The organism is Streptomyces dryopteridis (assembly GCF_049606955.1).
Lineage (GTDB): Bacteria > Actinomycetota > Actinomycetes > Streptomycetales > Streptomycetaceae > Streptomyces.
Genome location: NZ_CP187113.1, coordinates 728,527 through 749,192 on the forward strand (window position 1 = coordinate 728,527; position 20,666 = coordinate 749,192).

A 20,666-nucleotide genomic window follows, 5' to 3' on the forward strand; every position below is an offset into this window, starting at 1 on the left:
AGGCCGTCTCTTCCGGATCTAGGGCACGCTGGTGGCGACGAGGTACACGCGGGGTTTGGCGGGGTTGGTCAGGTCCACGGTGATGTCGTGGTCGGGGCGCGGGTCTGCCTGTTCCACGTTGACCCCGAACCACTTGCTCTTGGGGGCCCACTTCCACTTCGCGATCTGGGAGTCGCGGGCGGAGATCGCGCTGCCGGGGGTGAGGGCGGCGCGGCGGGTGCCGTAGCTGCCGAGGAAGGTGTCCAGGGCGGCGGGGGTGGTGCTGAACTGGACGTAGAGCCTGCTGGTGCGCCAGTTGTTGGTCTCCAGGAAGCCGACGTTGGTGGACCAGTCGGGGATGGGGACCTCGTAGATGCTCTGCTGGACCCGGGAGGGCCAGCCGGAGCGGAGCTGGGCGACGGCGGCCTTGGCCGCCTTGTCCTTGCCGCTGTCGCGGCTCTGCCGGGCCGAGACCAGCAGGTAGCCGGCGGGGACCCCGATCAGCAGCACGATGATGATCGCGGTGATCCACCGGCGGCGCACCACGTGCCGGCGGCTCTCGACGGGGGCCCCGGGGGGCGGGCCGCCGGGGGTTCCGGGCTCGGTGTGCTGCGCGGGCGGGCTGGGCGGGGTCACGAGCGTTCCTGTTCCTGGGGGCGGGCCACGGCCACGCCGAACGGGCCCTTGCGTCCGGCCCGGGCGTAGCGCTCGTGTCGTTCGACACGGCGCCGGTTGGCCCGGCGGAAGCGGCGGGCGACCAGTCGCGCGAGGTCGGCGGCTCCGACCATACCCGCCTCGGGTCCCAGTTCGGCACGGGCGATCCGCGCCTCGGGACGGTAGCCCCGGCCGGTGAGGTGGCGGCGGAAGGCGTCGCGGGCGGGGCCGATGAGCAGTTCGTCGGCGGCGCTGACCCCACCGCCCACCACGAAGCAGGAGGGGTCGAGGGCGGCGGCGAGGTTGGCCAGGCCCACGCCGAGCCACTGGCCGATGTCGTCGAGCAGCTCCACGCACATCGGGTCGCCCTCGCGGGCCATCTCGGTGATGAGGGGGCCGGTGATGTCGGCGATGCGGCCGCCGGTCCGGGCGAGGATGTCGGAGGCGACGGGCGAGTCGGCGGCGGCCAGTTCGCGGGCCTCGCGGACCAGGGCGTTGCCGGAGCTGTACTGCTCCCAGCAGCCGCGGTTGCCGCAGGGGCAGCGGTGTCCGGCGGGGACGACCTGCATGTGGCCGAACTCGCCGGCGACCCCGTACTTGCCGCGTTTGACGCGGCCGTCCTCCAGGATGGCCCCGCCGATGCCGGTGCCGAGGGTGATCATGACGAGGTGGTCCTCGCCGCGGCCGGCGCCGAAGCGCCATTCGGCCCAGGCGGCGGTGTTCGCGTCGTTGTCGACCATGACGGGGACGGCGAGGCGGTCCTGGAGGGCGTCGCGCAGGGGTTCGTCGCGCCAGGCGAGGTGGGGGGCGAACAGGACCCGGGAGCGGTCGGCGTCGACCCAGCCGGCGGCGCCGATGCCCACCGCGTGCACGTCGTGCCGGTCGGAGAGGTCGAGGACGAGTTCGACGATGGTGTCCTCGACCACCTTGGGGCTCTTGGACTTGTCGGGGGTCTCGGTGCGGATCTTCTCCAGGATGACCCCGTCGGCGTCGACGACGCCGGCCATGACCTTGGTGCCGCCGATGTCGATGCCGACGGTGGGCACCCGGGGGGCGGTCAGGACGCTGCGGCGTTCCCGGCTGCCGACCGCGCGGATGGTGGACCGGGGGCCGAGGGTGAATTCCCGGTAGGTGCTCATCGTGTCGCCGCCTCGCCGTTCGCGTTCCCACCGGTCGCGGGGGTCTCTCGGGGGGTGTCCGCCGATTCTGCCGGCCGCTCCAGCTCGTGCCCGAGCTCCTCCAGTTCCGACCCGCCGGCCATCTGGCGGGTGAGTTCGTCGAGGGTGACGGAGTCGCGGGTGTGGCTGCCGGCCATGGTGCCGCGCTTGAGGAGGACGAAGCGGTCCCCGACGAGGTGGGCGTGGTGCGGGTTGTGGGTGATGAGGACGACGCCCAGGCCCGCGTCGCGGGCGGCGGCCACGTACTTGAGGACCACCCCGGACTGTTTGACGCCGAGGGCGGCGGTGGGTTCGTCCAGGACGAGGACCTTGGCGCCGAAGTGGACGGCGCGGGCGATGGCCACGCACTGGCGTTCGCCGCCGGAGAGGGTGCCGATGGGCTGGTCGACGTCGCGCAGGTCGATGCCCATGCGCAGCAGTTCGGCGCGGGTGGTCTCGCGCATCAGGTCCACGTCGAGGCGGCGGAAGGGGCCGCGGCCCTTGGTGGGCTCGGAGCCGAGGAAGAAGTTGCGCCAGACCGGCATGAGGGGCACGACGGCGAGGTCCTGGTAGACGGTGGCGATGCCCCGGTCGAGGGCGTCGCGCGGGTTGACCAGGTGGGTCTCCTCGCCCTCGATGGCGAAGGTGCCCGCGTCGTGGCGGTGCAGACCGGCGATGATCTTGATGAGGGTGGACTTGCCGGCACCGTTGTCCCCGAGGACGCAGGTGATCTCGCCGGCGGAGACCTGGAGGGAGACCCCTTCGAGGGCCCGGATGTTGCCGTAGTACTTGCTGACCCCGGTCAGCTCGATCAGCGCGGTCACGCCCTGGCCTCCGCCCGCTTGCGCACCCATGCGTTCAACAGGGTGGCGAGCAGCAGCATGCCTCCCAGGAAGAACTTGAACCAGTCGGGGTTCCACTGGGCGTAGACGATGCCGTTGCTCGCCATGCCGAAGATGAACGCGCCGACCGCGGAGCCGATGGCGGAGCCGTAGCCGCCGGTCATCAGGCAGCCGCCGATGACGGCGGCGATGATGTAGAGGAACTCGTTGCCGACGCCCTCGCCGGACTGGACCACGTCGAAGCTGAACAGGATGTGCTGGCCGGCGATCCAGGCGCACAGGGCCACGCCCATGTACAGCCCGACGCGGGTTTTGACCACGGGGACGCCGACGGCGCGGGCCGCGTCGGCGCCGCCGCCGACCGCGAAGATCCAGTTGCCGGCGCGGGTGCGCAGCAGGATCCAGGTGGCGACGGCCACGAGCACCAGCCACCACAGGATGGTGACCTTGAGGGTGACGGAGCCGATGGTGAGCTGGGAGGCGAAGACGGCGCGGGCGGAGGCGAAGCCCTCCATGTCGCCGATGCCCTTGGTGGAGACCGAGCCGCTGATGAGTTTGGTGAGGCCCAGGTTCAGGCCGGTCAGCATGAGGAAGGTGCCGAGCGTGATGATGAAGCTGGGCAGTTTGGTGCGGGTCAGCAGGAAGCCGTTGAAGAGGCCGATGGCGAGGGTGACGAGCAGCGAGACGAGCACGCCGACCCAGACGTTGGCGGTCAGCTGGTAGCTGAACATCGAGCTGAACAGGGCGGAGCTGGTGACCATCACGCCGGCGGAGAGGTCGAACTCGCCGCCGATCATGAGCAGGGCCACGGGCACGGCCATGATGCCGATGGTGGAGGCCGAGTAGAGGATCGTGCTGAGGCTGGAGGCGCGCAGGAAGCTGTCGGCCGCGAAGGAGAAGACGAGGAAGACGGCGAGGGCGCCGACGACCGCGCCGAGCTCCGGGCGGCCGAGGAGTCGGCGGGCCAGGGAGGCGGGGGCGAGGCGTTCGTCGGCCGGGCGGGGCCGGGTCGGCGCGTCGGCGGGGGCGGGCGCGGGGGCGGTCATCGGGTCACCCGCTTGATGAACTCCTCCAGGGGCGCGGCCTGCTCCTTGGTGATGATCTGCGGGCCGGTCAGCACGGGCCGGCCGCCGCCGAGGGTGTTGCGGTTGTAGCGGTACAGCCAGAGCAGGTCCACGGCCTCGTAGCCCTGGAGGTAGGGCTGTTGGTCCACGGCGAAGCCGAGTTCGCCGGCCTTGAGGGCGCGGGCCACGGACTCGTTGAGGTCGAAGGTGTCGATCTCGGCGGAGCTGCCGGCGGCCTGCTTGGCCTTGACGGCGGTGGGGGCGAAGGGGGCGCCGAGGGTGACGACGGCGTCGACGTCGGGGTCGGCCTGGAGCTTGGCCTGGATCGCGGACTGGACGGAGGGCATGTTGGTGCCCTCGACGTACAGGTTCTCCATGGTGCCGGTGAAGGTCTTCTTCGCGCCGGCGCAGCGCTGCTCGTGGCCCACGTTGCCCTGTTCGTGCAGGACGCAGATGGCCTTCTTCCTGCCGCGTTCGCCCAGTTCGGTGCCGACGGCCTCGCCGGCGATCTCCTCGTCCTGCCCGATGTGGGTGAGGGCGCCGTACTCCTTGGACTGGGCGGAGCCCGAGTTCACGGTGACGACGGGGATGCCGGCCTTGACGGCCTTGGCGAGGACGTCCTTGAGGGCCTCGGGCTTGGCGAGGGAGACGATCAGTCCGTCGACCTTGCGGTCGATGGCGTTCTGGACGTACTGGGCCTGGGTCTGGGCCTGGTCGTCGTGGGCGTAGGTGAACTCCACGTTGTCCTTGGCGGCGGCCTCCTTGGCGCCCTTCTGGACGATGTCCCAGAAGGTGTCGCCGTCGCCGGCGTGGGTGACCATCGCGAAGTTCATGCGGGGGGTGGAGACCGCGGGTCGGCCGCCCTCGGCCGCTTCCTTGGCCCGCTCCTCGGCGCGCTTGCCGCCCGTGCTGCTGCACCCGGCGAGCGCGGCTCCCAGTACGACCGCGAGCAGCGCGGCCGTCGTGCGCGCTCCTGTCCGAACCCATGCCACGTGTCGGCGCCTTTCCTCATACCCGCTGTCCGAAAATCACCCATGATGAATGGGGCATTCCGGCTTCAGCCGTCCAGTATCCGGTACGGACGGCCGTGCCTGCGGATCGGGGCGCGCCGGGCCCCGGTGCAGGGAGGGCTCCGGACGGGCGAATTCCGGCAAGGTCGCGACGGCAGACCCCCGGGGTGCGGCCGGGGGTGTGGTCCGGATCACGTCACCAGCGGACCGGGAGGGTGGTGGTGCCGCGGATGAGGCTGCCGGTGATCCAGGTCAGGGGCGGGCCGTCGGGGTCGAGGGCGAGGCCGGGGAAGCGTTCGAGGAGGGCGGTGAAGGCGATCCTGGCCTCCAGCCGGGCCAGCGGGGCGCCGACGCAGAAGTGGATCCCGTGCCCGAACGCGAGGTGGGGGCGGGCGGGGCGGTGGACGTCGAAGACCTCGGGGTCCTCCCACCGGTCGCCGTCGCGGTCGCTGCCCGCGAGGGAGACGAGGACGGAGTCGCCGGCGGACATCGACACCCCGCCGAATTCGAGGTCCCGGTCCACCCAGCGGTAGGTGGCGTTCTCCACGGGCCCGTCCCAGCGGAGCACCTCCTCGATCGCGGCCGGGAGCAGCCCCTCGGGGTCGGCGCGGACGGCCGCGAGCTGCTCGGGGTGGGTGAGCAGGGCGCGGGTGCCGTTGGCGATGAGGTTGACCGTGGTCTCGTGGCCGGCGACGAGCAGGAGGAAGGCCATGCCGACGAGTTCGTCGGGCGAGAGCCGGTCGCCGTCCTCGTCGCGGGTGCGGATGAGGTCGCTCAGCAGGTCCTCGCCGGGGGCCTCGGACTTCTCGGCGATGAGCGCGCCGAGGTAGGCGGTCATCTCCACGAGGGTCTGGTGGTGGTGTTCGGCGTCGCGGGGGTCGACGGCCGCCTGGGACCAGGTCCGGAACCGGTCCCGGTCGAGGTCGGGGACGCCGAGCAGCTCGCAGATCACGGTCATGGGCAGCGGGAAGGCGAACCGGGCGACGAGGTCGTCCCGGCGCTCGGGGTTGCGCGCCAGGTCGTCGAGGAGTTCTCCGGTGATCTTCTCGATCCGGGGGCGCAGGGCCTCGACGCGGCGGGTGGTGAAGACGCCGGAGACGAGTCTGCGCAGCCTCGTGTGGTGCGGGGGGTCGAGTTCGAGGAGGTTGCGGTTGGAGGCGGTGGCCGGCGCGCCCGCGTGGTAGTCCCCGGGCGGGGCCTTGACGAACGCGGGGTCGGTGAGGGCCGCGCGCGCCTCCTCGTGGCCGATGACGAGCCACTGCCGGGTGCCGTCGACGGAGCCGACCGGGTGGACCGGGCCCTCGGCCGCGAGCTGCGCGTAGGTGGGATAGGGGTCGGCGAAGAAGGTCTGGGGCGCCGAGCCGAAGTCGATGCGGTTCATCTCCTCACGGTACGTAACCCGGCGCGCCTGACCAGCCGTTTTCGGACGCCGTTCGAAGCCCTCAGGAGGCCGCGGCCCGGCGGCCCCAGGCGGTCCCGAGGAGGACGAGCACGGCGCCGAGGATGCCGAGGGGGCCGACCTCGTCGCCGGCCAGGGTGAGGCCGACGGCGGCCGCGAAGAGGGGTTCGGTGCCCATCAGCAGGCTGACCCGGGAGGCGGAGGTGCGGCGCACGGCCCACATCTGCACGAAGAAGGCGTAGAGGGTGCAGCACAGGGAGAGGAAGACGAGCCCGGCCCAGTCGGCCGCGTCGAAGGCGGCGGCGGCCGTCCAGGGCGCGAGGCCGGCGCCGGGGACGGCGAAGAGCGCGGTGAACAGCAGCAGCGAGGTGCCGAGCTGCACGGTGGTCAGGGAGAGGTCGTCCGCGCCGCGCAGGCTCGTGGCCCGGCTCATCAGGAGCACGTGCACGGTGCGGGCGCAGGCGGCGGCGAGGATCAGCAGGTCGCCCAGGCCCGGGGCGGTGAACCCGCCGGACTGGGTGAGCAGCGCGACACCGAGGACGGAGAGGAGGGCGGCGGCGAGGAAGGCCGGGGAGGGGACGGTGCGGCGCAGGGCGCTCTCGGCGAGCGGGGTCAGGATCATCGTGAGGCTGATGATCAGCCCGGCGTTGGTGGCGGAGGTGTGCACCACCCCGTAGGTCTCCAGGACGAAGATCACGGCGAGGACGAGGCCGAGGAGGGCGGCGGTGCGCAGTTGCGCGGGGCGCAGGGCCCGCAGTCCGCGTCGTCCGACGATCAGCAGCACGGGGAGGACGAGGCCGAAGCGGAGCACGAGCACGGCGAGGACGGTGGCGCCCGTGGTGACGCCCTTGGCTGCGAGGAAGCTGGCGCCCCAGAAGAGGGCGGCCAGGAGCACGGGGAGGTCCGCGAGCCAGAGCGGGCGGGCGGTGGGGGTGGTGGTGCGGGTGGCGCTGAGCGAGGACACCGGTGACGTCTCCTGGGCGGCGTGCTGGGAGGGGAGACGGCGGTGGCTCACCCCGGACGCCGGTCACCGTAACCGGGTGATCGTCGGCGGCTCGGGGAATTCCACGGAGCGGACCCGGAACCGGCGCGTCCGCGTGCGCTCGCGTGCGCGCTCGCCCGCGCGTGCACGCGTTCTCTTTGTTTCCGGGTACGCGAACGGCGGGCCGGTGGTGCTGTCCGTCCGGCCCGCCGTGCTTCCCGCCCGGCGCGTGTCGCGGCGCCCGCGGGTCCCCGGGGGTGTCGGCCCCCGGGGTCGTTCGCGTGGTGATGCGGGCCCGGCGCGGACGCCGGGCCCCTCAGGCGTGCTGTCAGCCGCCCAGTTCCTGGTGGCGCGCGGTGAGCGCGGCGGCGCCGCCCTCGGTCAGCGAGCCGTACAGGCGCAGGCGGGAGAAGCCGCCGTCCGGGAAGATGTCGATGCGCACGTGGGTGCCGACGGCCGGGGCGTCGAGGACGAACCGGTGGTTGGTGTCGGGCTGCAGGCGGGTGCGGGGCAGGAACTCCTCCCACTCGCCCTCCTCGCCGGTCTTGATCGACAGCGAGGCCCAGCCGGCCGAGTTGCCCTTGAGGTACGCGGTGTCGATCTCGACGGCGCGGATCTCGGACTCGGCGACGAGCTGGTAGCGGATCCAGTCGTTGCCGTTGTCACGGCGACGGGCGGTCTCCCAGCCGTCGTCCATCTTGCGGGAGCGGCCCGGGTTGATGGTGTTGGTCGGCGGGGAGTAGAAGCGGTTGGAGGCGTCCTGGACGGCGCCGCCGTTCTCCAGCGCGACCACGTCGAAGGAGCCGAGCGCGGCGAGCCACTTCGGGTCGGGCAGCACCTCGCCGTAGACGCGCAGGCGGGCGATGCCGCCGTCGGGGTGCTGGTTGACGCGCAGGTGGGTGAAGCGCTGCTCCACGTCGACCGCGAAGCCGTTGGCGGCGTGGCCGCCGACGGGGGTGCGGGGGACGAGGACGGTCCACTTCACGTCGTCGCCGAGGAGTTCCTCGGGGGTCGGGGCGCCCTCGACGGAGGTGCCCTCGATGGAGACGGCCTGCGGCATGTTGCCGCGGAAGTGGGCGGTGTCCACGACGATGCCGCGGATGACGCCGGGGGCGCCGAGGCGGACCAGGGCCCAGTCGTGGTCCTCGGGGGTGGGCCAGGGCTGGGTGGCCGAGACGCCGCGGCGGCGGCGGGTCTCCCAGCCGTCCATGACCTTGCCCTTGTGCCCGAAGTCCTCCGGGTCGAAGTGGGCGGCCTCGGAGATGAGCAGGTTCTCCCGCTGCGCGAAGAACTCGTCGTTGGCGGCGATCACGCCGGCGCCGAGCTGCCGGTCGGCGAGGTTCGCGTACTGGGTGAAGGGGAAGTCGGCGGTGCGGTAGTCGGCGTACGGGTCACCGCCTCCGTACGGGTTCGCGTTGCCGGTGAAGGATTCAATCGCCGTCACAGTCAGTTCGTCCTTTCGAGGAGTCGGCCGGTGGGCTCGGTGGGCGTGCCGTGGTCGGCGATCTTCGTGCCGCGCAGCCAGGTGGACTTCACGACGCCGTGCAGGGTCTTGCCCGCGTACGCCGTGACCTGGTTGCGGTGGTGGAGTTCGACCGGGTCCACGGTGAAGGTCTCTTCGGGGGCGAGCACGGCGAAGTCGGCGTCGCGGCCGGCCTCGATCGCGCCCTTGTCCGCCAGGCCCGTGAGGGCGGCGGGGGCCGCGGACATCCAGCGGACCACGTCCTCCAGGGAGTGGCCGCGCTTGCGGGCCTCGGTCCAGATGGCGGGCAGGCCCAGCTGGAGGGAGGAGATGCCGCCCCAGGCGGTGGCGAAGTCGTCGGTCTTCAGGTCCGCGGTGGACGGGGAGTGGTCCGAGACGATGCAGTCGATGGTGCCGTCGGCGAGCGCGGCCCACAGCAGGTCCTGGTTGGCGGACTCGCGGATGGGCGGGCAGCACTTGAACTCACTGGCGCCGTCGGGGACTTCCTCGGCGGTCAGGGTGAGGTAGTGCGGGCAGGACTCGACGGTGACGGCGACGCCCTCGGCCTTCGCGGCGGCGATCAGGGGCAGCGCGTCGGAGGAGGACAGGTGCAGCACGTGGACGCGCGCGCCGATCCGCTTGGCCTGGGTGATGAGGTTCTGGATGGCCGTGTTCTCGGCGTCCCGGGGGCGGGAGGCGAGGAAGTCCGTGTACTTGGGGCCGGGGACGTGCGGGGCCGAGTCCAGGTGGTGCGGGTCCTCGGCGTGCACGATCATCAGGCCGCCGAAGTCGGTGATCTCGGCCAGCGAGGTCGCCAGCTGCTCCTGGTCGAGCTCGGGGAACTCGTCCACGCCGGAGGGCGACAGGAAGCACTTGAAGCCGAAGACGCCGGCCTCGTGCAGGGGGCGCAGGTCCTTGACGTTGTCCGGCAGGGCGCCGCCCCAGAAGCCGACGTCCACGTGGGCCTTGGCGCGGGCCACTTCCTGCTTGACGCGCAGGTTGTCCACGGTGGTGGTGGGCGGCAGGGAGTTCAGGGGCATGTCCACGATGGTGGTGACGCCACCGGCGGCCGCGGCGCGGGTGGCGGTCCAGAAGCCCTCCCACTCGGTGCGCCCGGGGTCGTTCACGTGCACGTGGGAGTCGACCAGGCCGGGCAGCAGGACGTCGTCGCCGAAGTCCTCCAGACGGGCACCGGCGGGCACCTCGGCCTCGTGCGGCAACACGGCCACGATCTTCCCGGCGGCGACGGCGACGGATGCGGCGCGCGTGCCCTCGGGGGTGATGACGCGCGTCGAGCGCAGTACCAGTTCCACGGCCGTCTCGGACACCCGGAACCTCCCCATCTTCATTCCACAGAGCGAAATTCAACGTTCTGTTGACGGAGTCTTCACCCCGTCCCGCGCCCCGTCAAGAGCCGCCGGCGGGACCGCCGACCCCCGGAGGCACCGATTGGAGGTTTCCACAGGATGGAATTAAGATTTCGCTCTACAGAATGTAGCTACTGCCACGGGAGGCTCGGCAGGCAACCCCCCAAGGTCGTCAACCACCCGGACAAACCCGCTCTGACCGGCGGTGACGGTCCCGCCCCCGGCACTGGGGCGATTGCGGACCGCCGGGTAGGCTGCTTCCTTGCCTGCCAGCACCGAAAGGACCGCGCCGTGCCGACGTCCAGCGCCAGCACCACCGACGCTTCCGCCAGAACCCCCGCCACCGGCGGCGTCCAGTCCCTTGAGCGCGCCTTCGATCTGCTCGAACGAATGGCCGATGCGGGCGGCGAGGTCGGGCTCAGCGAGCTCTCCGCCACCAGCGGACTGCCGCTGCCCACCATCCACCGCCTGATGCGCACCCTGGTGGCCTGCGGCTACGTGCGCCAGCAGCCCAACCGACGGTACTCCCTCGGGCCCCGCCTGATCCGCCTCGGGGAGTCCGCGTCGCGCCTCCTGGGCACCTGGGCCCGGCCCTATCTGTCCCGTCTGGTCGAGGAGACCGGCGAGACCGCGAACATGGCACTCCTCGACGGCGACGAGATCGTCTACGTCGCGCAGGTGCCCTCCAAGCACTCCATGCGCATGTTCACCGAGGTCGGCCGCCGCGTGCTGCCGCACTCCACCGGCGTCGGCAAGGCCCTCCTGGCCTACACCCCCGCCGACGAGGTCCGCGCCCTCCTCTCCCGCACCGGCATGCCGGCCGCGACCGAGAAGACCATCACCACCCCCGAGGGCTTCCTCGACGCCCTGGAGCAGGTCCGTCGCGCCGGCTACGCCGTCGACGACAACGAGCAGGAGATAGGGGTCCGCTGCCTCGCGGTCTCCGTCCCCAACTCGCCCACCGCCGCCGCCATCTCGATCTCCGGCCCGGCCGGCCGGGTCACCGAGGCCGCGACGGAGACCATCGTGCCCATCCTCCAGGGGATCGCCGCCGAACTCTCGGTGGCCCTCGCCAACCAGAACCCGGCGTAGGCCGCAGGAACACGCACGAGAAGGAGGGGCCGCCCGGCGACACGCCGGACGGCCCCTCCTTCGTCACGCGCCCCGGCCGCCGCTCACACGGCGGCGCCCGCCGTCAGCCGACCGTCCACCATCGTGGCCACCGCGTCCATCCGGTCCAGATGCGCCCGGTCGTGCGTGACCAGCACCGTCGCCGTCCCCCGCTCCCGGGTCAGGGCCACCAGCAGCTCCAGCACGGCCGCGCCCCGCTCGTGGTCCAGGGCGCTCGTCGGCTCGTCCACCAACAACACCTCCGGCTCGTTCATCAGCGCCCGCGCGATGTTGATCCGCTGCCGCTGACCGCCCGAGAGCTGGTGCGGGCGCTTGCCCGCCTTGTCCGCCAGGCCCACCGCGTCGAGCAGCTCCAGCGCCCGGGCCCGCGCCTCCTTCACCGACCGGCCCGCCACGTGCGCCATCACCTGCAACTGCTCGGCCGCCGTCAGCGACGCCGGCAGGTTCGGCTGCTGGAACACGATCCCGATGTGGTCCCGCCGCAGCGCCGACTTCTCCGCCGCCGACAGCCCGGCCGTGTCCCGACCGGCCACCACCACCCGCCCCGCGTCCGCGGTGACCAGCGTCGCCGCCACCGCCAGCAGGCTCGACTTGCCCGAACCCGAGGGCCCCACCACCGCCGTCAACGACCCGGCCGGTACCTCCAGCCGCACCGCGTCCAGGGCCGTCAGCCGGGACTCGCCGTCCGGGTAGGTCAGCGTCACGTCGTGCAGAAGAAGACTCATCGGGCACTCCCGAGCGCGGTCAGCGGGTCGACGGCGGTGATCCGCCGGATGGACAGGGCGGCCCCGAGAGCGCCCAGGGCGATGATGACCAGGGCCGGCACCAGCACGGTCGCCGCGTCCAACACGAACGGCACGTCCGAACCGCTGATCAGCACCCCCAGCGCGGCCGCGATCAGGGTGCCCGCGCCGGTGCCGATCACCAGCATCACCACGGCCTGCCCCAACGCGTCCTTCAACAGGTACGGGGTCGAGGCGCCCAGCGCCTTCAACACCGCCACGTCCCCGCTGCGCTGGATCGTCCACACCGTGAAGAAGGCCCCTATGACCAGCGCCGAGATCGCGAACAGGAACCCGCGCATCAACTGCAGCGAGCCGTTCTCCGCCTGGTAGGACCCTATGGCGCCGAGCGCCTCGTCCACGGTCCCCGACCGCGTGCCCGTCGCCGCGTCCCCGGCCGCCCAGTCCACCCCCGAACCGTCCAGGGCGATCACGGTGGCCAGGGTGTCGATCGAGGTCCCCGGATTGCCGATCCGCTGCCAGTCCGTGAGGTCCGCCCACACCACCGGGGTGTGGCTGTACGAGGCCGTCCCCGAGACCGCGCCCACCGTCAGCTCCAACGGCCCGAGCTTCAACCGCCCGCCCGCGCCGATCCCGCCCAGTTCCTTGGCGGCCTTCTCCGACAGGATCACCTCGCCCTGCCGCAGCCCGGCCGGCGCGACCTTCCCCCCGGGCTCCACCCCGAACACCGACACCCCGGCCGTCCGCTCACCGCTGACCGCGTTCGTGGTGCGGATCCCGATCGGCTCCGCGAGCCGCACCCCGGGCCTCTCCCGCCACCCCAGCCACGCCTTCTCGCCGATCTGCGAGTTCGTGAACGACACCTGTTGATCGGCCCCCGGATCCGCGAACGCGATCCGCGAGGCCGGCAACCCGGTGATCGCCGAGATGTTCTCCCGGGCCAACCCGGCCGTCAGTCCCGACAACAGGCCGACCAACAACGTGATCAGCACGACGACAGCGCCCATCAGGGCGAACCGCCCCTTGGCGAACCGTAGGTCTCTCCATGCGACGAACATGCACCCCACCTTGGTCTTCCGTGTGGACACAAGGCATCGCGCCACGGTAGCGATCCTCGCGCCGAAGGACGCACCCACACATCAATCCTTCGATTGACCGCTCCCGGGACCACCGCCCATACGCTGGTCGCACCATGTCCACGCGCAGCCACCACCCCGAGATCCCCGACCGCTCCCTCACCCCGGTCTCCCGGATCCTGCGCCTGTGCCTGCACGCCCTCCTCCTCGGCCTGCTCGCCCTGGCCGCCGTCCGCTCCCTCGGCTCCCCCGCCGTCCTCACCGGCTGCGTCCTCCTCGCCGCCGTCTACACGGCCGGCGTCAACGCACCCTCCGTGCACCGCTCCACCCGCGCCGGCGCCCTGTGGCTCGCGGCCCTGGCCGCCGCCTGGATCCTGCTGCTGGCGGTCTCCCCCGACGGGCTGTGGATCGCGTTCCCCCTGTACTTCCTCCAACTGCACCTGCTGCCCCTGCGCTGGGCCGTCGCGGCGGTGACCGCCACCGCCTGCGCCGCCATCGCCGGCTTCCTCGCCCACAGCGCCGCCGTCACCCCCGGCGCCTTCCTCGGCCCGCTGCTGGGCGCGGCCGTCGCCGTCGCCACCGTCCTCGGCTACCAGGCCCTGTACCGGGAGAGCGAACGCCGCCGCGAACTCATCGAGGAACTCATCGCCACCCGCGCCGAACTCGCCGCCGCCGAACGCGACGCGGGCGTCCTCGCCGAACGCGAACGCCTCGCCCGCGAGATCCACGACACCCTCGCCCAGGGCCTCTCCTCCATCCAGCTGCTGCTCCGCGCCGCCGAACGCACCCTGCCCGCCGACGCCCCCGCCCTCCCCCACATCGACCGGGCCCGGACCGCCGCGCAGGAGAACCTGGCCGAGGCCCGCCGCTTCGTGCGCGCCCTCACCCCGCCCGACCTGGAACACGGCTCGCTGGCCGGCGCCCTGGAACGCCTGTGCGGATCGGCCCCGGGCCCCCGCGTGCGCTTCTCCCTGACCGGCGCCCCGACCCCGCTGCCCACCCCGTACGAGGTGGCCCTGCTGCGGATCGCGCAGTCCGCGCTGGCGAACGTGGTCCGGCACGCGGGAGCCGACCGGGCGGAGATCACCCTCACCTTCATGGACGCCTCGGTCACCCTCGACATCGTGGACGACGGCGCCGGCTTCGACCCGTCCGCCACCCCGGGCACCCCCACGGGCGGCTTCGGCCTGCCCGCGATGCGGGCCCGCGCCGAATCCCTCGGCGGGCTCCTCACCGTCGAGTCCGCCCCCGGCCAGGGCACCGCCGTGGCCGTCACCCTGCCCCTCCCGGAGGTGCCCGCGTGACCGTCCGTCTCCTCCTCGCCGACGACCACCCGGTGGTCCGCGCCGGCCTGCGCGCCGTCCTGGACACCGAACCGGACTTCACGGTCGTCGCCGAGGCGGCGACCGCCGAACGCGCCGTGGAACTGGTCACGGCCGGCGTCCCGCAGGTCGACGTGGTCCTCATGGACCTCCAGTTCAAGGGCGGCATGCACGGCTCGACCGCGACCGCCGCGATCACCGCGCTCCCCGACGGCCCCCGCGTGCTGATCCTCACCACCTACGACACCGACGCCGACATCCTGGCCGCGGTGGAGGCGGGCGCCTCGGGCTACCTCCTCAAGGACGCCCCGCCCGAGGAACTCGCGGCGGCGGTCCGCACGGCGGCGGCAGGCCAATCCGCCCTGGCCCCGGCGGTGGCCCACCGTCTGATGGACCGCATGCGCACCCCGGCCGAGGCCCTGACCAAACGCGAACTGGAAGTCCTCCAACTGGTCGCGGACGGCCTGTCCAACCAACAGATCTCCAAGGCCCTCTTCCTGAGCCAGGCCACGGTCAAGAGCCACCTGGTCCACATCTACGCCAAACTCGGCGTCGACTCCCGCACCTCGGCAGTAGCCACAGCCACCACCCGCCGCCTCATCCGCACCCCGTAGCCACGCGCGGGGGTGCGGACGGCGGGATGGGGTGGGCTTGTCGGGCGGGGTTCGGTCGGGTGGGGCCGGGGTGGCCGCCTGCCGGCGGCGGGCAGGTCAAAAGCTTTTCCCAGGGGCGGCGGAGGGGGCAGCGGGCCGGGGTCCGTAGCCGTGCGCCGGGTCCGTCTCGGCCGGGGTTGGTCCGCGACGAGCCGAGGGGTCCGGGACGGCCGGCGTGGTCCGCCCCATGAACTGCCACCGTGCGCCCCGCCACCCACCGCACCCAGCAGCCGGTCTCGGACGCGTGCGGGCCCGTCGTGCCATCCCGAACACCGGCCGCCTGACACCTGACGGGCCTGGCCGCGTCCCGCCCGGCGTGTCGCCACGTCGAGCGGCCGTCTGACACCTGGCGGGCCCGACTGCGTCCTACCCGGCGTGTCGCCGCGTCGGGCAGCCGTCTGGCGCATGGGCGTCCCAGGCTCGGCTGGGCGTGGTGCGCTTCCACATGCCCCAGCCGTCTGGCGCATGGGCGTCCCGGGCTCGGCCGGGCCTGGTGCGTTTCCACGGGGCGGGTCGCAGGCAGGGGACGGGCTTGGGCACAGGTGGCCCCCCCGCCCGGCACGTTTCTTTCGGATTGGGGGCGGTGCCGGCAGAGCGGTTGGCTTGCGCCGGTGGGGACGGGGTCAAGGGTGGCGCGCAGCGCCATCGCGCAGCGACGCGACCGAAGGGAGCGCCCTTGAAGCCGTCCCCACCGGTGAAAGACGATCGAGCTGACGGGAGCGACCCGACACCACACCAGCCACCCACCACACCACCAACCCACCCACACCCCGCCGCCGGCGCCCACCCCGCACCCACCGCACCGCCCGCACCCGTACCCGGCGCCCCGCACCCACCCGCCCCACCCCCGCCCCCCCTCACGCCACCCAGCCGGGCCGGTCCAGTGTCGGGGTGAGGGGGACGCCTTCGTGGAAGGCCCCGGCCAGGCGGCGGACGGCTTCGCGGAGGAGGGGGGCGGGTTGGGTGTACGGGATGCGCAGGCGGTGTTCGAAGGTGCCCGGGTCCATGCCGAAGCGGTTGCCGCGGACCAGGAAGACGCCGGCCGCGGCCGCGCGTTCGGCGAGGGCCGAGCCGACCGGTTCGCCGATGTCGACCCAGAGCGAGAGGCCGCCCGGGGGCAGCTTCCAGGACCATTCCGGGAGGTGGCGTTCGAGTTCGGCGACCAGGACGGCCCGGCGTTCGCGGAGCAGGTCCAGGCGTTCGGGGAGGGTCGCGTCGAGGGTGGCCAGGAGCGGCAGGGCCATGAGTTGTTCGAGGACCGAGCCGGTCATGTCGCGGGCGACGCGGATCCCGGCGAGTTCGGCGACGAGTTTGGTCGTGGTCCGGATCCAGCCGACGCGGAGTCCGCCCCAGTGGCTCTTGCTGAGCCCGCCGACGCTGATCACGTGTTCTGCCCGGCCGCGTCCGACGAGGGCGGCCGGGGTGGCCGGGGGCACGGCGTCCAGGGCCATGTCGGTGATGGTCTCGTCCACGACGAGCATCGAGCCGAGGTCGCGGGTGGTCTCGACGAGGGTGATCCGGTCCTCGGTCGGCATCAGCAGGCCGGTGGGGTTCTGGAAGTCGGGGATCGAGTACACGAGCCGGGGCACGGCCTGTCGCAGGGTGGCGCGGGCGATCTCCATGTCCCAGCCCTCCTCCGAGACCGCGATGGGGACCGTGCGCGCGCCGGCCCGGCGGAGGGCGTCGAGGGCGTTGGCGTAGGTGGGGTTCTCGGCGGCGACCCGGTCGCCGGGGCGGCAGAACAGGTCGGTGACCAGGGTCATCGCCTGTTGCGCCCCGGAGGTGACGAGGATCTGTTCGGCCCGGGTGGGCAGGCCGCGGGCGGTATAGCGCTCGGCGATCGCGGCGCGGAGTTCGGGCAGGCCGAAGGGGTGGTAGCCGGGGTGGCGCAGGGCCTCGGGGAGGCGGGTGCGGGCGTATTCGAGGGCGTGGTCGACGGCGGTGACGAGTCCGGGTTCGGGTTCGGCCATCGCGGCCATGCTCATGTCGATCTCGCCGAGGGCGCGCGGGTCGGTGCCACCGGCCGGGTCGCCGGTCGCGGCCGCGGTGGGCTCGCCGGCGTCGACGCGGCCGAGGTGGGCGCCGGCGCGGGCGTGGGTGCCGTGTTCGAGGCCGAAGCCGGGGGCCCCGGCGGCGCCGTGGATCCCGCCGTGGTGCGGGGAGTTCCGACCGTCGGGCAGTTCGATCCAGGTGCCCGCGCCGCGCCGGCTGCGGGCCCAGCCGCTCTCGCGCAGCAGGTCGTAGGCGGAGGTGACGGTGACGCGGGAGACTCCGAGCTGTTCGGCGAGGTCGCGTTCGGCGGGGAGTCGGGTGTGCAGGCCGATCCGGCCGTCGAGCACGAGGGTGCGGACGGCGTCGGCGAGGTGCCGGTATCCGGGCCGGGCGCGGACGGCCTCCGGGAGCAGCGCGGTGAGGCGCCGTCCGGAGAGCGTGCTGTCCACGGTGCGGACGATCTGTGGGCCTGCCATGCCAACCTCCCCCGATTGGCACTGCCGACCAGGCCAATCCGAGGACAGAGTGGCCTTGTTGGCCTGGTCTTGGCAAGCGGCCCGGACGGGCCCGAACACGGGAGGAGACGGGGACATGGGCGAGCGACACGGCACGGGCGCGTGGACCGACCGCGACGAGCGGGCGTGGGGGCGGGAGCGGGAGTCGCGGGTCTCGGACCCGATCCCGGTGGGCCGGCTGCTGCGCCGGTCCGTCCTGATCCTGGCCCGGGTGGCGGGCAGGGTCCGACCTCGCGCGGTGAACCCGTCGGACCGCCCGCGCACGGGTTTGCGTCCGTCACCCCGGTGACGGGCACCGATCGGCACGGGGTTGACGCGGGGGTCGACGCGGAGCTCACCCGCAGGGGTGAAAATCGACCCATGACAACCTCCTCCACCCCCGACCCCAAGCCCGACCCCACCCCTCCCCCCACCCCCACCCCTCCCCCCACGCCCACTCCCCGGGTCGCCGGCCTCCTGTTGGCCGCCGGTGAGGGGCGGCGGTTGGGCGGGCGGCCGAAGGCCCTGCTGTCCCACCGGGGCCGCCCGCTGATCGAGAACGCGATCCGGGTGCTGCGCGAGGCCGGGTGCGAGCCGGTGCACGTGGTGCTGGGCGCGGCGGCCGAGCGGGTGCGGGAGTCGGCGGACCTGGCGGGTTGCGTGGTGGTGGAGAACCCGGACTGGTCCGAGGGGATGGGGTCCTCGCTGCGTGTGGGGCTGGCCTCGTTGGCGGCGACCTCGTCGGCGACCTCGGCGGCGGCGGCCCGGGACGGGGGCGCCGAGGGGCCGGACGCCGTGCGGGCCGCGTTGGTGTCGTTGGTGGACCAGCCGGGGATCGGCGCGGAGGCCGTGGCGCGGGTGCGGGCGGCCTGCACGGGGCCGGGGGACCTGCTGGCGGCGGGGTACGCCGGGCGGAAGGGGCACCCGGTGTTGTTCGGCGTGGACCGCTGGGCGGACATCGTGGCGACGGCCACGGGGGACAAGGGGGCGCGGGTGCATCTGGCGGCGCACGCGGCGGAGCTGGTTCTGGTGGAATGCGGGGACGTGGCCGAGCCCTTCGACATCGACACGCCCGCGGACCTGGCGCGGCTGGATTGAGCGCGGGGGGTGACGGGTGTGGCACTCAGGGCCACCGGAGGGCGGAGTCTGTTGACTCGGAGAATCTCGATATCAACAAACCATTGAACTTCCACCATGAGGAAATTACTATCCACTGGTCAGAAGCGCCCTGAACCCACACACGGCGCCGGCGACCGTATTTCGGAACACTCCACACCCGACGGCACTGCGTGCCGTCCCGCGCGCGAGCATTCCCCCGCGGCCGCAAGGCACCGCCGCTGAAGGAGTGACAGTTATGTCCGCACCAGCGCCGTCCCCGCTGGCCATCGTCGACGCCGAGCCCCTGCCCCGGCAGGACGAGGTCCTCACCGAGGCGGCCCTGGCCTTCGTGGCCGAGCTCCACCGGCGGTTCACCCCCCGCCGTGACGAGCTCCTCGCCCGCCGCGCCGAGCGCCGCGCCGAGATCGCCCGCACCTCCCAGCTCGACTTCCTTCCCGAGACCGCCGCGGTCCGCGAAGGCGACTGGAAGGTCGCGCCGGCGCCGGCTGCGCTGAACGACCGCCGTGTGGAGATCACCGGTCCCACCGACCGGAAGATGACCATCAACGCCCTGAACTCGGGCGCCAAGGTCTGGCTCGCCGACTTCGAAGACGCCTCGGCTCCCACCTGGGAGAACGTCGTCCTCGGCCAGCTCAACCTGATCGACGCCTACGAGCGTCGGATCGACTTCACCGACTCCCGCACCGGGAAGTCCTACGCCCTCAAGTCCGCCGAGAAGCTCGCGACCGTCGTGATGCGGCCGCGCGGCTGGCACCTGGAGGAGAAGCACCTGCAGATCGACGGTCGTCCGGTCCCCGGCGCCCTCGTCGACTTCGGCCTGTACTTCTTCCACAACGCCCAGCGTCTGATCGACCTCGGCAAGGGCCCGTTCTTCTACCTGCCGAAGACCGAGTCCCACCTGGAGGCGCGCCTCTGGAACGAGATCTTCGTCTTCGCCCAGGACTACGTCGGCATCCCCCAGGGCACCGTCCGCGCCACCGTGCTGATCGAGACGATCACGGCCGCGTACGAGATGGAGGAGATCCTCTTCGAGCTGAAGGACCACGCCGCGGGCCTCAACGCCGGCCGCTGGGACTACCTCTTCTCGATCGTGAAGAACTTCCGGGACGGCGGCGAGAAGTTCGTCCTGCCGGACCGCAACGCCGTCACGATGACCGCGCCGTTCATGCGCGCCTACACCGAGCTGCTGGTCCGCACGTGCCACAAGCGCGGCGCCCACGCGATCGGCGGCATGGCCGCGTTCATCCCGTCCCGCAAGGACGCGGACGTGAACAAGGTCGCCTTCGAGAAGGTCAAGGCCGACAAGGACCGCGAGGCCGGCGACGGCTTCGACGGCTCCTGGGTCGCCCACCCCGACCTGGTCCCGATCGCGATGGCCTCCTTCAACGCGGTGCTGGGCGAGAAGCCCAACCAGAAGGACCGGCTGCGCGAGGACGTCTCCGTGGCGCCCGGCGACCTGATCGCGATCGACTCCCTCGACGCGAAGCCCACCTACGACGGCCTGCGCAACGCCGTCCAGGTCGGCATCCGCTACATCGAGGCGTGGCTGCGCGGCCTGGGCGCGGTGGCCATCTTCAACCTGATGGAGGACGCGGCCACCGCCGAGATCTCCCGTTCGCAGATCTGGCAGTGGATCAACGCGGGCGTGGTCTTCGAGAACGGCGAGACCGCGACCGCCGAGCTGACCCGCAAGGTCGCCGCCGAGGAGCTCGCCGCGATCCGCGAGGAGATCGGCGCGGAGGTCTTCGACGCCGGCCAGTGGCAGGCCGCGCACGACCTGCTGCTCCAGGTCTCGCTCGACGCCGACTACGCGGACTTCCTGACCCTCCCCGCGTACGACCGCCTGATCGCGAACTGACCCACCGTTCCACCGAGCACCACCAAGCACCACCGAGCTCCACCCGTGCCACCCGCCCCGAGCGCGGACCGGACGGTTTCGACCGAAGCGCACAGCGGCCGAACCCACCGCCCGACCGATCCGGGGGAACGGGAACACCGCACGACCCGGGACCCCCGCGTCCCGCGAGCCGCCGACACGGCTCGTGGGACGCGGGGGTCCCGCACGTTCAGCCGCCGATCGGCGTGATCACCCCACGGGAAGCGGAACCCCAAGGCCCGACCGATCGGTCGGTCGTTATGAGTTCGTGACGGTTTCCTACCTGGCGGTAACCACGGGCCGCGTGCCAGATTCCTGCCTGCCACCGGCCGGCGACACATCCT

At 72.6% G+C, this 20,666-nt stretch carries 18 protein-coding genes; 6 read left to right on the forward strand and 12 right to left on the reverse strand.

What is annotated here, in order from left to right:
- Positions 1-18 precede the first annotated feature (18 nt).
- From ACN20G_RS02940 to allB, 9 genes are all read right to left on the reverse strand, one after another.
- On the reverse strand, positions 19-615 hold the full coding sequence (locus tag ACN20G_RS02940) for a hypothetical protein (RefSeq protein WP_424211127.1): 597 nt from the start codon (positions 613-615) through the stop codon (positions 19-21).
- Positions 612-1,772 (reverse strand): ROK family glucokinase, encoded by a 1,161-nt coding sequence (locus tag ACN20G_RS02945; protein ID WP_424211128.1) that lies wholly within the window; start codon positions 1,770-1,772, stop codon positions 612-614. The genes ACN20G_RS02940 and ACN20G_RS02945 overlap by 4 nt, the downstream gene beginning before the upstream one ends.
- Positions 1,769-2,644 (reverse strand): ATP-binding cassette domain-containing protein, encoded by an 876-nt coding sequence (locus ACN20G_RS02950; RefSeq protein ID WP_424211129.1) that lies wholly within the window; start codon positions 2,642-2,644, stop codon positions 1,769-1,771. The genes ACN20G_RS02945 and ACN20G_RS02950 overlap by 4 nt, the downstream gene beginning before the upstream one ends.
- On the reverse strand, positions 2,611-3,678 hold the full coding sequence (locus ACN20G_RS02955; RefSeq protein ID WP_424211130.1) for an ABC transporter permease: 1,068 nt from the start codon (positions 3,676-3,678) through the stop codon (positions 2,611-2,613). The genes ACN20G_RS02950 and ACN20G_RS02955 overlap by 34 nt, the downstream gene beginning before the upstream one ends.
- On the reverse strand, positions 3,675-4,688 hold the full coding sequence (locus ACN20G_RS02960; RefSeq protein WP_424211131.1) for a sugar ABC transporter substrate-binding protein: 1,014 nt from the start codon (positions 4,686-4,688) through the stop codon (positions 3,675-3,677). The genes ACN20G_RS02955 and ACN20G_RS02960 overlap by 4 nt, the downstream gene beginning before the upstream one ends.
- Positions 4,689-4,902: 214 nt before the next feature.
- Positions 4,903-6,087, reverse strand: a complete 1,185-nt coding sequence (locus ACN20G_RS02965) for a cytochrome P450 family protein (protein WP_424211132.1) — start codon at positions 6,085-6,087, stop codon at positions 4,903-4,905.
- A 61-nt stretch (positions 6,088-6,148) separates the two neighbouring features.
- Positions 6,149-7,069, reverse strand: a complete 921-nt coding sequence (locus tag ACN20G_RS02970) for a DMT family transporter (protein ID WP_424211133.1) — start codon at positions 7,067-7,069, stop codon at positions 6,149-6,151.
- A gap of 346 nt (positions 7,070-7,415) precedes the next feature.
- Entirely contained in the window at positions 7,416-8,531 is a 1,116-nt protein-coding gene (gene alc, locus ACN20G_RS02975; protein WP_424211134.1) for an allantoicase, read from the reverse strand.
- A 2-nt stretch (positions 8,532-8,533) separates the two neighbouring features.
- Positions 8,534-9,892, reverse strand: coding sequence for an allantoinase AllB (gene allB, locus ACN20G_RS02980; protein WP_424215345.1), 1,359 nt, complete (start codon positions 9,890-9,892; stop codon positions 8,534-8,536).
- 315 nt (positions 9,893-10,207) lie between these two features.
- On the opposite strand from allB, the gene ACN20G_RS02985 reads away from it, so the two are divergent.
- Complete coding sequence (locus ACN20G_RS02985; protein ID WP_424211135.1) at positions 10,208-11,008, forward strand: IclR family transcriptional regulator; 801 nt, start codon at positions 10,208-10,210, stop codon at positions 11,006-11,008.
- 83 nt (positions 11,009-11,091) lie between these two features.
- Here ACN20G_RS02985 and ACN20G_RS02990 read toward each other — a convergent pair whose 3' ends face one another.
- Together ACN20G_RS02990 and ACN20G_RS02995 are read right to left on the reverse strand one after the other, a co-directional pair.
- Positions 11,092-11,772, reverse strand: coding sequence for an ABC transporter ATP-binding protein (locus ACN20G_RS02990; protein ID WP_424211136.1), 681 nt, complete (start codon positions 11,770-11,772; stop codon positions 11,092-11,094).
- On the reverse strand, positions 11,769-12,848 hold the full coding sequence (locus ACN20G_RS02995) for an ABC transporter permease (protein WP_424211137.1): 1,080 nt from the start codon (positions 12,846-12,848) through the stop codon (positions 11,769-11,771). The genes ACN20G_RS02990 and ACN20G_RS02995 overlap by 4 nt, the downstream gene beginning before the upstream one ends.
- A gap of 161 nt (positions 12,849-13,009) precedes the next feature.
- Between ACN20G_RS02995 and ACN20G_RS03000 the strand changes: the two genes are divergently transcribed.
- Together ACN20G_RS03000 and ACN20G_RS03005 are read left to right on the forward strand one after the other, a co-directional pair.
- Positions 13,010-14,170, forward strand: a complete 1,161-nt coding sequence (locus ACN20G_RS03000) for a sensor histidine kinase (RefSeq protein WP_424215346.1) — start codon at positions 13,010-13,012, stop codon at positions 14,168-14,170.
- The gene (locus ACN20G_RS03005) at positions 14,167-14,802 is read left to right on the forward strand and encodes a response regulator (RefSeq protein ID WP_424211138.1); all 636 of its coding nucleotides are present in this window, start codon (positions 14,167-14,169) and stop codon (positions 14,800-14,802) included. The genes ACN20G_RS03000 and ACN20G_RS03005 overlap by 4 nt, the downstream gene beginning before the upstream one ends.
- An 896-nt stretch (positions 14,803-15,698) precedes the next feature.
- Here ACN20G_RS03005 and ACN20G_RS03010 read toward each other — a convergent pair.
- Positions 15,699-17,309: a PLP-dependent aminotransferase family protein gene (locus tag ACN20G_RS03010; protein ID WP_424211139.1), complete on the reverse strand. Its 1,611-nt coding sequence runs from the start codon at positions 17,307-17,309 to the stop codon at positions 15,699-15,701.
- Between the two features lie 115 nt (positions 17,310-17,424).
- Between ACN20G_RS03010 and ACN20G_RS03015 the strand changes: the two genes are divergently transcribed.
- From ACN20G_RS03015 to aceB, 3 genes are all read left to right on the forward strand, one after another.
- The gene (locus ACN20G_RS03015) at positions 17,425-17,637 is read left to right on the forward strand and encodes a hypothetical protein (RefSeq protein WP_424211140.1); all 213 of its coding nucleotides are present in this window, start codon (positions 17,425-17,427) and stop codon (positions 17,635-17,637) included.
- Between the two features lie 71 nt (positions 17,638-17,708).
- A complete protein-coding gene (locus ACN20G_RS03020; protein WP_424211141.1) occupies positions 17,709-18,425 on the forward strand; it encodes a nucleotidyltransferase family protein in 717 nt (238 codons plus the stop codon).
- Positions 18,426-18,681: 256 nt separating this feature from the next.
- Complete coding sequence (gene aceB / locus ACN20G_RS03025) at positions 18,682-20,304, forward strand: malate synthase A (RefSeq protein WP_424211142.1); 1,623 nt, start codon at positions 18,682-18,684, stop codon at positions 20,302-20,304.
- The last annotated feature ends 362 nt before the right edge of the window (positions 20,305-20,666 follow it).